This window comes from Streptomyces sp. NPDC048636, assembly GCF_040650655.1.
Classification (GTDB): domain Bacteria; phylum Actinomycetota; class Actinomycetes; order Streptomycetales; family Streptomycetaceae; genus Streptomyces.
Genome location: NZ_JBEZHR010000002.1, coordinates 537,372 through 551,007, shown reverse-complemented (window position 1 = coordinate 551,007; position 13,636 = coordinate 537,372). Strand labels below are relative to the sequence as shown.

General features: G+C 70.6%; 10 protein-coding genes. 7 read left to right on the top strand and 3 right to left on the bottom strand.

Annotated elements, in window-relative coordinates:
- Positions 1–86: 86 nt before the first annotated feature.
- A complete protein-coding gene (locus AB0C66_RS08320) occupies positions 87–1,376 on the bottom strand; it encodes a PAS domain-containing protein (RefSeq protein WP_362434471.1) in 1,290 nt (429 codons plus the stop codon).
- 362 nt (positions 1,377–1,738) lie between these two features.
- Between AB0C66_RS08320 and AB0C66_RS08315 the strand changes: the two genes are divergently transcribed.
- The 4 genes from AB0C66_RS08315 (at position 1,739) to AB0C66_RS08300 (ending at position 8,324) form a co-directional block, all read left to right on the top strand.
- On the top strand, positions 1,739–3,121 hold the full coding sequence (locus AB0C66_RS08315; protein WP_362434469.1) for an ATP-grasp domain-containing protein: 1,383 nt from the start codon (positions 1,739–1,741) through the stop codon (positions 3,119–3,121).
- Complete coding sequence (locus AB0C66_RS08310; protein ID WP_362434467.1) at positions 3,121–5,142, top strand: PEP/pyruvate-binding domain-containing protein; 2,022 nt, start codon at positions 3,121–3,123, stop codon at positions 5,140–5,142. Before AB0C66_RS08315 ends, AB0C66_RS08310 begins: the two co-directional genes overlap by 1 nt.
- A complete protein-coding gene (locus tag AB0C66_RS08305) occupies positions 5,139–6,443 on the top strand; it encodes an MFS transporter (RefSeq protein WP_362434465.1) in 1,305 nt (434 codons plus the stop codon). The genes AB0C66_RS08310 and AB0C66_RS08305 overlap by 4 nt, the downstream gene beginning before the upstream one ends.
- Positions 6,444–6,719: 276 nt before the next feature.
- The gene (locus tag AB0C66_RS08300; protein WP_362434462.1) at positions 6,720–8,324 is read left to right on the top strand and encodes a M4 family metallopeptidase; all 1,605 of its coding nucleotides are present in this window, start codon (positions 6,720–6,722) and stop codon (positions 8,322–8,324) included.
- 142 nt (positions 8,325–8,466) lie between these two features.
- Here AB0C66_RS08300 and AB0C66_RS08295 read toward each other — a convergent pair whose 3' ends face one another.
- Positions 8,467–9,591, bottom strand: a complete 1,125-nt coding sequence (locus AB0C66_RS08295; RefSeq protein ID WP_362434460.1) for a YcaO-like family protein — start codon at positions 9,589–9,591, stop codon at positions 8,467–8,469.
- Positions 9,592–9,863: 272 nt separating this feature from the next.
- On the opposite strand from AB0C66_RS08295, the gene AB0C66_RS08290 reads away from it, so the two are divergent.
- The gene (locus tag AB0C66_RS08290) at positions 9,864–10,496 is read left to right on the top strand and encodes a TOMM precursor leader peptide-binding protein (RefSeq protein ID WP_362434458.1); all 633 of its coding nucleotides are present in this window, start codon (positions 9,864–9,866) and stop codon (positions 10,494–10,496) included.
- Positions 10,486–11,436 (top strand): hypothetical protein, encoded by a 951-nt coding sequence (locus AB0C66_RS08285; protein ID WP_362434455.1) that lies wholly within the window; start codon positions 10,486–10,488, stop codon positions 11,434–11,436. The genes AB0C66_RS08290 and AB0C66_RS08285 overlap by 11 nt, the downstream gene beginning before the upstream one ends.
- A 122-nt stretch (positions 11,437–11,558) precedes the next feature.
- Here the strand turns inward: AB0C66_RS08285 and AB0C66_RS08280 are convergent, their stop codons facing one another.
- Entirely contained in the window at positions 11,559–12,335 is a 777-nt protein-coding gene (locus AB0C66_RS08280; RefSeq protein ID WP_362434452.1) for an AfsR/SARP family transcriptional regulator, read from the bottom strand.
- A 150-nt stretch (positions 12,336–12,485) separates the two neighbouring features.
- Here AB0C66_RS08280 and AB0C66_RS08275 point away from each other — a divergent pair, with 150 nt between their 5' ends.
- On the top strand, positions 12,486–13,634 hold the full coding sequence (locus tag AB0C66_RS08275; protein WP_362434450.1) for a glycosyltransferase family 39 protein: 1,149 nt from the start codon (positions 12,486–12,488) through the stop codon (positions 13,632–13,634).
- The last annotated feature ends 2 nt before the right edge of the window (positions 13,635–13,636 follow it).

The following is a 13,636-nucleotide window of genomic DNA, read 5'->3' as shown; positions in this document are numbered from 1 at the left end:
GGAGAGCGGATAACAGGAATTCATTCAGGAGATGGGGTGAAGGCGCTGTGAACCACCCCACACTGAAGCCCCCCGTCCGCTTTTTCTCAGCCGGAACCGGCAGGGTGGCGGCCGACGGCCGAGCGCGGCGGCCACGCCTGCGGGTCGAGGATGCCCAGCACATACGCCCGGCTGACCAGGGCGATCCGGGTGGGCGCCTCGAGCAACTCCCGCAGCCGGCCGAGGTGGTAGTCCAGGGTCTGCCGGGAGAGCCGGAGGGAGGCGGCGATCTCGTTGTTGCCGTGCCCGGCGGACAGCAGGGTGAGGATGCGCAACTGCGTCGCGGTCAGCGGGGGCAACGGCCGGTGCGGCAGGGTGTGGTGGGGCAGCACCGCCCAGACGCCGCGGGCCCGCCGTGAGCCACTGCTGACGGCGGTGAGCAGCACCCGGGCCCGCCACTCGTCGCCGCGCGCGTCGAGGAAGACCGCCGAGGTCTGCACCCGGCGCCGGCGCCGGTTCACCAGGTCCCGCCAGCCGTGGCGCAGTCCGGCCAGATCGTCGTGGTGGGCGAGGAAGCCGTGGGCGGGGCGGCCGAGCAGATCGGGGACGCGCATCCGCAGCAGTTCGGCGGCCGAGGCGCTGACCCGGCGTATCCGGCCGCCCGCCGAGAGCAGGGCGCAGGGCAGACCGCTGTGTTCGCTGAGCGCTTGCAGGTCCTCCTCGGCGGCGCGCCGCTGACTGAGGGCGAGGGTGTAGTCGGTGATGTCGATATAGATCCCGGCCACACAGGTCTGATCGCCCTCGGTCACCGGGAAGCGGTGGCCGACCGCGCGTCCGGCGCTGCCGTCGGGGCGGTGGTAGCTGATGGTGTGCCGCACCGGTCTGCCGGAGCTGAGCACCTGCCGGTCCAGGGTCCGGAAGGTGGCCACGTCCTCGGGGGCGTCGAAGTCGGTGACGCTGCTGCCGATCACGGCCTCGGCGGTGGTGCCGTACAGATGCGCGTAGGCGTGGTTGGCCCACAGATAGCGGCCGTGGATGTCGCGGATGAAGGCGGCGGCGGGCGCGTAGTCCGCGAAGTCGGTGAAGGCCGCGGCGTGGCCGCGCCGTCCGAGGTCCAGGGCGCTGATGTCCACCGCGAGCCCGCTGGTCCCGCCACCGCGGCCACCGGCCAGCCGTCCCGGGTAGGAGGTGACGTCGAACAGCCGCCCGCCGAACCGGACTTGGCGGCGGTCGATCTCCGCCGCCCGGTCCTCGGCGGCCGCTCCCGCGGGCGGGCCGTCCGCCGTGTGGCCGAGGCTGTCGACGAACCGCTGCGCGGTGCCGGGGTCATGGAACGCGCCCCCGCCGCAGTTGACGATGCGCAGCCCCTCATCGGCCTCCCACCATGACACGGGCATGCGCTCAAGTAGCGTACTCAGGCCCATATCGGACACAAACCGCCTTTCCGGTAGGCCTCCGGGCAGATCACCGAAGGCATGGTTAAGGCATGGCCAAGGCTTGCCCAGACACCGTACGTACATGCACCGTAACCGGCCGGAACGCACCTGAGTTCGAGAAGGGCCGAAACCCGCACTTGGGGCCCTCGCTCACCGTGAACTCCCGGTGACACTCAGGCATTTGCCTGAGCGCCCACCCCCCGTTCGGTGGGTAAGCGTGGTGCCCGACTGGTTCGCTTGATGGGCCCGGATCGCGGCGGAAGTGCCAGCCCGCCGGTTTTCGCTGAGCCATCGAGAAACTCTGAACCGAGGAGTCGTTATCTGTGAGTAAGGTGCTGTTTGTCTACGCCAAGGGCGGGCCTCCGCTGGAATACGCGCTGTCCCGGGTCGCCGCGAAGGCCGAAGTGCATCTGCTCGTGCTCAGTCCCCTTCCGCCCTCCGCACGCGATGTGGTCACCCGGCTGTGCGCCTCGGTGGTCGCCCCCGCGGACACCGCCTCCCAGGACCTGGTGGCGCTGATCACGGCTCAGGCACAGGCCGTCGGCGCCGACGCGGTCTACACCCCGTCCGAGTACGCCGTGGTGGCCGTGGCCGACGCCTGTGAACGGCTGGGCCTGGCCGGGGCCGGTGCGCACTGCGTACTGGCCCGCGACAAGCGGATGATGCGCCGCACCTGGGACGCGCACGGTGTGTCCCAGCCGCGGTTCCGCTCCGTGGCGACCGAGCGCGATCTGCACGAGGCCGCGGCCGAGATCCCGTACCCGATGCTGATGAAGGCCGCCTGGAGCGCCGGGTCGACCGCCCATCAGATCCTGCGCGGGCCGGAGGACATCGCGCCCGCCTGGGCACGGGCCCGTGAGGTGATGGAGGAGTCCGCCCGCCAGGGCTACGCCGAGCTCCACGTGGCAGGTGCGGACGCGGACTTCCTCGTCGAGCAGATCGTGACGGGCACGGCGGAGGACTGGTTCGAGGAGCCCGGCTGGGGCGACTACGTCAGCGTCGAGGGCGTGGTGGCCGACGGTGTCTACCATCCGGTGTGCCTGAGCGGGCGGATGCCCACGATCGAGCCGTTCACCGAACGCGCCGCGATCACCCCGGCCCTGCTGCCGGAGGACGCCCAACGGAAGGTGGTGGAGCTCGCGGCGGCCGCCGTGGACGCGCTCGGCCTGCGCACCTGCGGCACCCACACCGAGATCAAGCTGGGCGCCGACGGGGAGATGTGGGTCATCGAGACCGCCGCCAGATTCGGCGGTGCCATGACCGTGCCGCAGATCGAGGACGTCTTCGGGGTGGACGTCATCGGCATGCTCATCGACCGGCTGCTCGGCCGTGCGGTGGACTGGCCCGATCCCGGGCCGGGTTCGGTGCTGGGCGCGGCGGACGCCAAGGGCGCGGCCGGATCCCTGGTGGTGCTGGCCGTGGACGGCTCCGGCGCGCCATGGCCGGACCGGCGGCTGTGGGACTTCGCCGCCGTCCAGCGCTCGGAGCTGATCACCACCGGCGGGCGGCTGACCAAGGTGGCCGAGCACTCGCTGCCGGACGGCACCCCGGTGCCGGTCTACGACCCGGCGGCGGGCGCGAACACCATGGCGGCGCTGTGTCTGCTGGTCGCCGACGATCCGGTCACGGTGATACGTGACTTCGAGCGGCTCAACGACGCCCTGCCCACCGTCCTTCCGCCCGTACCGGCCGCCGGGAGGTCCTGATGACCGGCATCACCGCGTTTCCGAGTCCGGCCACGGCGCCCGGCACCGATGCCACCGTGGTCGGCGAGAACCTGTCGCTGCCGCTGTTCCGGACGCTGTCCGGGGTGCTCGCCGGGCATCCCTATCTGAAGGTGGTGGTCGACCGCGTCGAGCACACCTGGCATCTGCTGGACACCGCCGTCCACCCGTTCCACGTCAACTATGTGGCCACCCGTATCCTCGGGATGGACCTGGACGAACTCGACGCCCAGCTGGACGCGTTCAACGCCTCGGTGTACACCGACCCCGGCCGCCGCTTCCTGCTCGGTGTGGTCTCGCTCCACGCCGACGAGGACACCGAGGGCCGGGAGCGTCCGTTCCTGGTACTGGAGACCACCGAGGCCGACACCATGGACGGCCCGCTGCTGCAGGAGTTCTACGACTTCGTCCGGGAGCGGGTGGACGGGCGGCTGCCGCTGCTGATGAAACCCGCCAACCACGCCCAGGAGGCCGCGCTGGCACCGGTCAGCGACGTACGGCTGCCGCGCATCCTCAGCCATGAGCTGTTCGTCAGCCGCCCCCGCACCCCGCTGAACACCGGTGAGGCCATCGGCCGGCTGCGCTGGTTCGGCTCGCTGGAGGACTACCGCGCACACGCCGCACACCTCGGCTGGTCGGACATCGTGGCCATGGACTGTCTGCCGGACGACATACCGCGGGTGGCCGGATTCATCAACGCCGCCCCCATCACCCCGCTGTCCCACACCAATGTGCTGGCCTCCGGCTGGGGCATCCCCAACGCCATCGTGCGCGATATGGCCCGGCTGGTGGAGGCGGAGGGGCTGGACCGGGCCTGGGTGCGCTACCGGGTCCGGGACGACGAGGTCAGCGTGGTCCGGCTGCACGAGATCCCGGAGCTGGCGGAACCGGCCTGGCACCAGCAGCGGATCCGGCTGGAGCCGCCGCTGCTGGAGGACGTGCCCGTCCTCGAACTGCGCCGACTGCGCCGCGAGGACCACGACCGCTACGGCACCAAGGCCGCCAACCTGGGCGAGCTCCACCACGTACTGGACAGCCGCACCGCCGATCTCACCGCCTTCTACGGCCGCTCCCGGCCGCCCCGGAAGGATCTGTACGGCCATCTCGCCTCCCGGCTGACCGCCTCCGCCGGCCCGGCGTCCGCCGATCCCCCGGCGCTGCGCCAGGCGGCCTCGGAGTTCGTGGCGGCCACCGTCACCGCACCGGAGGGCGTGGCGCTGCCGTTCGCCCTCCAGCACCGCTTCCTGATCTCCTCGCCCGCCCTCCAACAGGGCATCGGCAAGCTGAAGATGGCACTGGAGCTGGGCGCCACCGACGTACTGGACCCGCTGTGTCTCAGCCTCCAGCAGCTGGTGCGCGGCACCCCGGTGCCGGAGGAGGTGGCGGCGCGGATCACCGGCCCGTTCGCGGACAGCGTGTGCCGCAGACGGCTGGTGGTGCGGTCCTCCTCCAACGCCGAGGATCTGCCGGGGTTCTCCGCGGCCGGGGTCTACGACTCCATCACCACGGTGCACGGGATGACCGAACTGCTGGACGCGGTACGGCAGGTGTGGGCCTCGCTGCTGTCGCCGCGCAGTGTGCGGCTGCGCCATGAGGCGGGCATCTCGCTGGACGACACCTACATGGGCGTCATCGTCCAGGAGTACGCCCCTGCCGAACTGGGCGGGGTGCTGGTCACCTGCAACCCCACCCGGCGCGAGGACTTCCGCAACGTCTACATCAACTGCACACCCGGCTCGCCCGAGAGCGTCGTGGACGGTACGGCGCTGCCGTTGCAGTACCTGTACAACACCGTGGAGGGCGGGGGCCGCACCGTGGACCTCGGCTCCTCCGGCGCCGATCTGCCCGCGGCGGACCGGGCCCGGCTGGCGGATCTCGCGCTGACCGGACGGCTGCTCCAGTCGCACTTCTCGGACGACCCGGACGATCCGCTGGACATCGAGTGGCTGATGACCGACGAGGGCGGCTTCCGGCTGGTCCAGCTCCGCCCGTACGCGCTGTGAAGGGCCGCATACCGTTCCTCCGCCGCTCCCCGGCGGAGGGGCGGACGCCGCTCTCCGCCGGGGCCCGCCGGGTCATCGCCCTCAACAACGGTTTCCAGCTGCTGTTCAACCTGCTGTGGTGGATGCCGGTCTTCTACGCCTACCAGCGGGAGGCCGGGCTCTCGGACGCGCAGATCTTCGGTATCCAGTCCATCTACTACATCGCGTTCTGCCTGTTCGAGATCCCGACCGGGCTGATCGCCGACCGGATCGGCGCCCGCAACTGTCTGCGCGCGGGCGCGGTGGTGATGACCGCGGCCAATCTCGCCCCGGTCTTCTCCCCCGACTACACCGGTTTCCTGGTCCACTTCCTCGCCATCGCCGCGGGCCGCTCCCTCACCTCGGGGGCGGCCAGCGCGTACCTCTACGACGCGCTGCGCGCGGAGGGCGCGGACGACCACTATCTGCGGGCCGAAGGGACCGCGCGGGCCCTGGGCCTGGCCGCGAAGGTGGTGTGCTGGCCGCTGGTGGGACCGCTGATGGCGCTGTCCCGGCCCACGCCGTATGTGCTCAGCGCGGCCAGCGCCGCGGCGTCACTGGCGTGTGTCATGGCGCTGCCCCGGCTGGCCGGTGGCGAGAGCGGCGAACGGCGGTCGGGGGTCTGGAAGGAGGCCGGGGGCGCGCTGCGCCAGCTGCGCCGCTCCCCCTGGCTGACCCTGGTGATGGTGCAGGGGGTGGCGGTCTTCACGCTCTCCCGGATCTGCCAGGTGAACCTGTTCCAGCCGATCCTGATCGACCAGGGCATCCCCGAGACCTCGCACGGCGGTGTGCTGGCGGCGGTGACCGTGGCCGAGGCGGTGGGCGCCGCCCGGCCGCAGTGGCTTGGGCGCAGACTCTCACCGCTGACGATGGTGTCGGTGCTGAGCCTGGCGATGGCGGTGACGCTGGCCGGGATCACCCTCGGCGGGCCGATGGCGGCGATCGCACTGCTCTGTCTGTTCTCGGCGGTCACCGGTTTCGCGTATCCGATCCAGCGCAAGCTGGTGAACGACGCGGTGCCACCCGGCGCTCCGCGCGCCACCCTGCTGTCGGTGGAGAGCATCATCGACCGTGCGGTGTGCGCGCTGGTGGCGGTGGCCGCGGGCGCGTATCTCTCGGCGGGCCGGATGGACGCCCTGCTGTGGCACAGCGCGGCGGTGACCGGCGCGGTGATGCTCGTCGTACATCTGGCGGTGCTGATCGGGCGGCCCCGGCGGACCCACGCGCCGCGCACCACCTCCGAGGAACGGCAGCAACCCGTCGGCCACGCGCCACCGAGATAACACCGTCCGGGGCGGGTCCAACTCCCCTGACGAAAGACGGCCGTCCGGGCTCCCCCGGGCGGCCGTTCCGTTCGTTCCGCGCCCACCAAGTGGTCACCAAGGTCGCGTCGGGACCACGACGGACTCAACCCGCGCCCTCTTCCGTTCGTCCTCATAGCGGGAAGCCCGCTGCGCGTCGTCAAATTCAGGTAAAGATCGCTCAGATTTGATCACTTTTGCCGCTGTTAACGACAAGATCTCACCATCTTTCCGTCAACTCCCCCGAGGAGATACAGCGTGATATCGGCTTCCCCACAGCGCCGTCGCGCCGCCGCGGCCGCGCTAGCCGCAGCATCCGCTCTCGTCGCCACCGGCCTTCAGATCGCCGGTCCGGCCTCCGCGCAGGCCGCGGCATCACCGCGGGACAAGGCCATCGCCCACGCCGAGGCCAACGTCCGTGCGCACGCCGAGGAGTTCGGCTTCGGCAGCGGGCAGGACCTCACCGTCAAGGACGTCGTCTTCGACGCCGACGGCACCCAGCACATACGCTTCGACCGCACCTTCCGCGGACTCCCGGTCCTCGGTGGCGACTTGGTCGTCCACCAGGCGAAGGACGGCGACTTCACCGACCTCAGCCGGGCCAGAGCACGTACGGTGGCCGTCAAGAAGACCACCCCGGCCGTCTCGCCGCAGCACACCGCCGACCAGGCGCTGAAGAAGACCGACGGGGTCAAGGACGCCACCTCCCGCCCCAAGCTGATCGTCTGGGCCATCGACGGCACCCCGCGGCTGGCCTGGCAGACCACCGTGAAGGGCACCGGCGCCCACGGTGAACCGGTCGCCAAGGTCCTCGTCACCGACGCGGCCAACGGCAAGAAGATCGCGGCCTACGACGCACAGCACCAGGCCAGGGGCAAGGGCCACTCCGAGTACACCGGTGACATCGGCATCGACACCACCAAGCAGTCCAACGGCAAGTACGCGCTGAAGGACCCCAAGCGCGGCACCATCACCAGGGACGCCAAGAACGTCGACGCCGACGGGCTGAAGCCGACCTCCGGCAAGCTCCTCACCGACCGCGACAACGAGTGGGGCGACGGCAAGAAGTTCTCCACCAACCGCGCCACCGCCGGTGTGGACGCCCACGCCAACACCGCCTGGACCTGGGACTACTTCCAGAAGACCTTCGGCCGCAAGGGCATCCGCAACGACGGCAAGGGCGCCACGGTCTTCGTCCACGTCGGTGAGAAGTGGGACAACGCCCAGTGGTCGGACGACTGCTTCTGCATGTTCACCGGTGACGGCGACGGCAACAAGGACGCCGAGCAGGTGGACCTGGACACCATGGGCCACGAGATGACCCACGGCGTCACCAGCGCCACCGCCAACCTGGTCTACAGCGGTGAGTCCGGCGGCCTCAACGAGGCCACCAGCGACATCTTCGGCACCATGGTCGAGTGGTACGCCAAGAACGCCGTCGACAAGCCCGACTACCTCTTCAGCGACCAGTCCACCCCGCCGTGGCTGCGCCGGATGGACCAGCCCTCGCAGGACGGCTCGTCCGCCGACTACTGGAAGTCCGGTCTCGGCGACTTGGACGTGCACAACTCCTCCGGCGTCGGCAACCACTTCTTCTACCTGGCCAGCGAGGGCAGCGGCCGGAAGACCATCAAGGGCGTGAAGTACAACAGCCCCACCTTCGACCACTCCACGGTCAAGGGCATCGGCAACCAGAAGGTCGCCAAGATCTGGTACCGGGCGCTGACCGTCTACATGACCTCGACGACCGACTACAAGGGCGCCCGCAAGGCCACCCTGAAGGCCGCGGGCGACCTGTACGGCAAGACCAGCACCGAGTACAAGACGGTCGGCGCGGCATGGAAGGCCGTCAACGTCCGCTGACGCCCACCGATCTGGCCTGATCCGATCTGATCAGGCCCCCGACAAAGATCCCCGGCGCCCCGCCCCCCGCGCGGGGCGCCGGGGATCGTCTCATCCCCACCCCTGGCCCATCGGCTTCATGTGGTCAGGCCCGGCAAGCCCGTCAGGAGAACGGCTGCGGCAGCGGATTCAGTTCGGCCTCGGGCACACTGCGGTACCCCATCCGCCGGGGCGCCTCGTACAGCCTGCGGTGGCCCTTGAACTGCGCGAGCGGATCGACGCCCATCGGCTGGAGGTCCGGTACCACCGCGCTGATCGCCGTCAGTCCCACTCCCCGGAGCTCCCGCGGTGTCCGGTCCACCACCACCGGCCGCATCCCCGCACCGGCGAGCCGGTCGACGATCACGTCCAGCGCCTCCCCCGGATCGCGGGGCAGCGGAGCTCTCCGCGGCGGCCGGAGATCCCCCGCCCCCGCGAGGAGGAAGTCGAACGCGGAGGCGTGGTGCGGCTGGGCCAGGTAGCGCGTGGTGTCGCCGAGGCCCTGCGTCTCCGCCAGCGAACCGGGCATCGCCTCGTCCGCGTCCCAATGGGCCACCCCGTGCACGGACATCGCCTCGTGCACGGCCTGCTCCGCCGCCTGCGCCAGGGTGAGACCGCATCCGGCCGCCACCCCGATCCGTGCGGTGGTGTCATGCTCCGCCCCGAAGAGCGAGTAGACCGTCGGCACCCCCACGTCCGACGTGGCGTCGAAGAGATGGACCCGCGGGAACCGCTCGCGCAGCGCCTCGACCATCTCGGCGGCGTTCCCGCCGAGGAGCGCCGGATCCAGCGCCGGAACGGGCAGCCGCTGCAACCACACCACGGACACCGCGTCCCGCTCGATCACTTCGCACAGGCCCCGCAGCGCGGCCACCACCGGATCGGTGTGCAACGCGTACCCCGTCGAGACCTGGTGGCTGAACTTCTCCGCCGGGACGTTGTCGGTGAGCCCGTAGCAGGCCATGACCGACGGCACCCACACCGGACACCGTGACACCAGGTCGAGACCGCGCTGCCACCGGATCTTCGCGGTGGGGTCGAACGGCACCACCCGTGCCTGCGGATGCCCGTACTCGGCCTCGGAGCAGCGCGGATACCGGTCCGGCTCCAGGCACTCACCACGCAGTTCCTCGGCGGTGGCCCAGATCCGCTCCTCCTCGAGGACGTCGAACCCCGCAGAGCGCTCCGCCGCCTCCGCGAGCGCGTCGCGGCGTGCCGGCAAGGCGAGGTCGGGGGGTGCGGCGTCCATGTCGGTCCTTCCTCTTCCAGGTTGGCGGTGGGTTGTGTGGTGCGGCCCGGCCAGCCTCGCACCCGGCCCCGGTCACGAAACGGTCGTGGATCTGTCACCGGGCGTCCGGTCCTGCGACGGTCGCGCGACCGGGGCGGGACGGACCGCCCTGGCAAGGTGATGTGCGAGCACCCTCTGACCAGCCGGTGCACTGCGGCTGGCGGGGTGCCTGCCGTACACCCCTCTTTCGTGCAGGCACCCCGTAGGGCCGTCCAGGAAAGGTTCATCAGTCTGTGGAGGCAAGGGAGAACGTGGTGGTGCTGGGCTCGGGGCCCTTCGGCCGACGGGTGGCCGAGATGATGGAGAAGTGCCATCCCGGCGTGCGGCTCCATCCCGGCGAGGATCCGCGCGCGGCCTTCGACGGCACGGCGGACGCCGTGGTCATCGCCTCGTGGCGGCCCGCACCGGCCCTCTGCGAGAACGCGGACCGGCTCGCCCACCGGACGGGCACCCCCTGGCTGCCGGTCGTCGACGAGAATCCGTACCTCATGGTCGGGCCCTGGGTGGTCCCCGGCGCGGGTCCGTGCTTCCGCTGCTACGCGCTCATGCGCCGGCACGGCGCCGCTCGCGACGCCTCCACCGCACCGCACCGCGCTCACGGGAACGCCCCGGACCGCGACTCGGCCGGATACCTTCCGCACGGCGCGCGGATCGCCGGGGGCATCGCCCTGTCCCGGCTGCAACGCCCCGACCGTGTGACAGGCCGGGTGACGCGGGTGTCCCTGCGCGATCTGTCCGTGTCCAGTGACGTGGTCGTGCCCTGCCGTGACTGCGACCGCTGCGGCGGCGCCCCCGGTGAACGCGGTCTGCGGGCGGTTCCGCGCCCGGCCACGGCGGAGAAAGGGAAGTCCGACCGTGCCCGATGAGACCACACCCCGGCCGGGCGCCGGCCTGTCCGTCACCCTCATCGATCAGGGGCTGATCGTGCAGGGCGCGTCGCGCCGCTACGTCTTCCGTGGCCGCGCCGCGGTCTCGGTGCTGCCCCGGCTGCTTCACCCGGAGGACGATGTCCTCGCCGGGACCGGCCTCTCCGACGGCCAACTCCACCGGATCCTTGGCATGTTGAACGCACGGCTGCTCGTGGAGCCACCGGCCGGGCCCGTCAGCGAGAACGTCCCGGACCACCTCCGTCCGTACTCCTCCCGGCCCCGGGACGCCGGCGGCGGATACCCCGGAGTGGCCGCCCTGCTCGACACCCTCGCCGACTCCGCCGCCGGTATCCTCGGCGCCTCCGAGGCGGGGCAGCGGATCGCCGACGAGCTACGCGGGTCCGGGGTCGGTCAGGTCCACCGTGCGGCCCGGGCACTCGACCCGGACCAGACGGAGCTGGTGCGCGATGCCGCCCGCCGACTGGTGATCTGCGTCGACGGACCGCACGACCCCGGCCACCCGCATGAGGACGATCTGCTCGCGGACGCGGTCGCCCGCTGCGGCCAGGGGGAGTTCCCGCAGATCCCGGTGGTACGGCTGGCCGCGAGCCCCGGCCACCTGGAGGTCGGGCCGGTGTTCTTCCCCGGGTACACGGGGTGCGTCGACTGCTTCCGCCGCGGACGCGAGGCGGCCGGGTGGGGCGCACCGGCGCCGACCGCTCCGGTGGCCGACGCGATGGCCGCGCTGGCGGGCGGGGAGGCACTTGCCTTCCTGCTGAGGACCACCGCGATGCGCGCGCCGCGCACGGTGACCCGGATCCCGCTCGACGGCGGCTCCAGCGAATCCTTCCTGGTGGCACCCGAATCCGACTGCCCGGACTGCCCTCCCCGTCCGGCCGTCCTCGCCGTCGGCGACGACGCACAAACCGGCGCATGACCGCGGAACGCCCCGTGCGCCCCGCGCCGCCCCACCGACATCCCGCCGTATGTCTCCGGCACGTCGTCGCCCCTGACCGCCCGGGCCCCGTCCATCCCCCGGGGCCCCGGTGCCCGGCACGCTCAGGCGCCGAGGAGCACGCTCTCGGGGCGGTCCAGCGAGGCGTCGCCGCGCAGCAATCGCCGGTGCAGCTCGCGCAGTTCGCCGCCGGGTTCCACCCCCAGGTTCTCGACCAGATGACGGCGGGTGCGGGTGTACACCCCGAGCGCCTCGGCCCGGCGGCCGGAGCGGTGCAGCGCGAGCATCAGCAGGGCGCCGATGCCCTCGTCCGTCGGGTGGTCGGCGGCGAGTTCGTCCAGCCGGGCCACCGTGGTGGCGTGCTGGCCGAGCCGCAGACAGATCCGCGCCTCGGCCAGTTGCGCGGCGAGCCGCTCCCGGTGCAGCACCTCCCGGGTCCGCTCGGCCCAGCCGCCGATCACATCGGCCAGCGGGGTGCCGGACCACAGGGACAGCGCGGCGGAGTACAACTCCCGCGCCCGCGTGTGGTTTCCGGCGGCCGTCGTCCGGGCCGCCTGCTGTGCGGCGCGACGGAAGCGGAACACATCGACCGCGAGCGGTTCGGTGCGCAGCTCGTACCCACCCCTCCGACGCACCACGCACTCCCCCGTCGCAACCTCCCCGACCGCCTTCCGGAGCCGCTTGGCACAGGTGTAGAGCGCGTCCAACGGGTTCTCGGGCAGCCGGTCGTCCCAGATCCGGCCGATGAGCACATCGTCCGGCACCACCTCGTTCGGCTTCACGGCCAACGCGGCGAGCAGCCCGCGCGCACGGGCGGAACGGGGGTTGACATGGTGTCCTTCGTCGCTGATCCCTACCGGACCCAGTAGATGCAGATACATGGACGCAGCGTGTCAGCGGCCTGCACGGACCCCGTATGGATCGTGTATGGCACGGCGCACGCGCGGCGACCGGGGCGGACGAGTCCTCTTTCCTGCACGCACTTCCCCCGTCCGACGGCGGAAGTGCGCCATCTCTGAAGTTTGGCACTCATGTTCACGCTCGATTGGCGCGAATCATCACAAGGATTATCCGCGTCGAATGATCACCGTCCGCGCTATGCGCATCCGCTTGCCTTGATGGCGTCGGTCAAAACCATCGGCCTGCTCGCCCTGGCACTCTGGTCCTCGCTGAACGGCAGGAGCGCACATCTCCTGCTATCCGCCCGGTGGGATTCACTCTGGTACGTCAGAGTCGTAGAACACGGATACAGCTTCACCTTGACCGCACCGGATGGTCGAGTCCTGTCCGACCAGGCGTTCTTCCCACTGTTCCCGGCCTTCGAAAAGGTGTTGTCACACCTCCTGCACCTTTCTCCAGCAGATGCCGGGCTATTGATCAGCGCGGCGTCATCGCTCTTTGCCGGGGCCGGCATATATCGGCTCGTCGGCATGTTCACCGACCGCAGAACAGCCCTCCTCACGGTCGCCCTCTGGGCAACCACCCCGGTGAGTATCGTTCAGAGCATGGCCTACAGCGAGTCGCTGTTCACGGCTGCCGCCGCCTGGGCTCTGTGCTTCGCACTCCAGGAGAAGTGGGTACTTGCGGGTGTCCTTGCGTGTGCGGCAGGGCTGACCCGCCCGGTGGGCATTTCCGTGGCTTTGGCCATCTGGAGCGCCGTAGCAATCAGCGTACGAAGAGAGGGATGGAGCGCACCAAAGGTCGTCTCATTCGCTCTCTCCCCCGCCGGTTTCACCTGTTACATCTCGTGGGTGGGGGCCTCAAGAGGCACCCCATTCGGCTACTTGGACGTCCAGTCGGAATGGGGCAACGGATATGACGGCGGGGTCACCTTCATCAAGTTCCTGGGCACCCTCGCAAGTACCCCTCCGTACGCTGGAGGCATTGCCCTCCTTATTGGTGTCGGCATGGTGATCCGGACCTATCTGCTGGGATTTTCAGCCAGGTACCCACTTCCCGTCCAGGTATATTCCGGGATCGTGATCATCCTCGCCCTGGGTTCCTCGGGATTTTTTGAGTCGAAGCCTCGCCTCTTGATTCCGGCCTTCAGCCTGCTCATCCCTCCGGCGCTGTTCCTCAGCCGGAAGGGCAGCACGGCGCGCGTTTCGGTGATCGCTTCGATGTGCATGGCCTCCGCCGCCTATGGTGCCCTTTGGCTCAACGGTTCCGGTCCGCCCTGACG

What these genes read in the sequence shown, in the direction of transcription:
- AB0C66_RS08320 (WP_362434471.1), bottom strand. Translation starts at nt 1,376, where the DNA reads ATGCCCGTGTCATGGTGGGAGGCCGATGAGGGGCTGCGCATCGTCAAC.
- AB0C66_RS08295 (WP_362434460.1), bottom strand. Translation starts at nt 9,591, where the DNA reads ATGGACGCCGCACCCCCCGACCTCGCCTTGCCGGCACGCCGCGACGCG.
- AB0C66_RS08280 (WP_362434452.1), bottom strand. Translation starts at nt 12,335, where the DNA reads ATGTATCTGCATCTACTGGGTCCGGTAGGGATCAGCGACGAAGGACAC.
- AB0C66_RS08310 (WP_362434467.1), top strand. Translation starts at nt 3,121, where the DNA reads ATGACCGGCATCACCGCGTTTCCGAGTCCGGCCACGGCGCCCGGCACC.
- AB0C66_RS08275 (WP_362434450.1), top strand. Translation starts at nt 12,486, where the DNA reads ATGTTCACGCTCGATTGGCGCGAATCATCACAAGGATTATCCGCGTCG.